Annotated in this window: 1 protein-coding gene; it reads left to right on the top strand. The window is 61.5% G+C overall.

The window, feature by feature from the left end:
* Nucleotides 1–633 (top strand): condensation domain-containing protein (locus tag IF17_RS01000000136890; RefSeq protein WP_244890590.1); only part of this gene is annotated, 633 nt, incomplete at both ends.

Below are 633 nucleotides of genomic sequence, written 5' to 3'. Positions count from 1 at the left end.
GTGGGGTTGCGCCGTATGGTGTGCCGTTTGTCTTGAGGCTTTCCGGTGCTGTGGATGTGGGTGTGTTGCTGGGTGCTCTCCGGGTGGTGGCGGGGCGTCATGATGTGTTGCGGGGCGTGGTTCGGGGTTCTGGTTCTGGACCGGTTTTCGTGGTTTCGGATGAGGTGGATCCTGATTTTGAGGTGGTTGTTCCTCCGGTGGGTGTGGGGGATGAGGTGGGTTGGGTTCGGGATTTTGTGGCGGCGGATGCGCTGGTGCGGTTCGATGCTGGGGTTTCGTTGTGGCGGGTGCGGGTCTTTCCGTTGTCGGGTGGTGAGCAGATTGTCTATTTCTGTTTCCATCATTTGGTGATGGATGAGTGGTCGTGGGGTCTTTTTCTGGCCGATTTGGCGGGGGAGTTGGATCGGCCGGGGATTTCGGTTGCGGGTTTGCAGTATGGCGATTATGCGGTGTGGCAGCGGTCGCGTGGTGGGGTTGGTTCGGATGTGGTGCGGGCTCGGGTTGCCGAGTTGGGGGGTTATCCGGCGCGGTTGGAGATTCCGGTGGATCGTCCGCGTCCGGTGGTGAAGTCGTATGAGGGTGACCGGGTGGGGTTCTCGGTCGGTGAGGGTGTGCTGGCGGGTTTGCGGCGGG

The organism is Streptomyces cyaneofuscatus (genome assembly GCF_000718135.1).
Classification (GTDB): Bacteria; Actinomycetota; Actinomycetes; order Streptomycetales; family Streptomycetaceae; genus Streptomyces; species Streptomyces cyaneofuscatus.
This window is presented reverse-complemented; position numbering and strand designations above follow the sequence as displayed.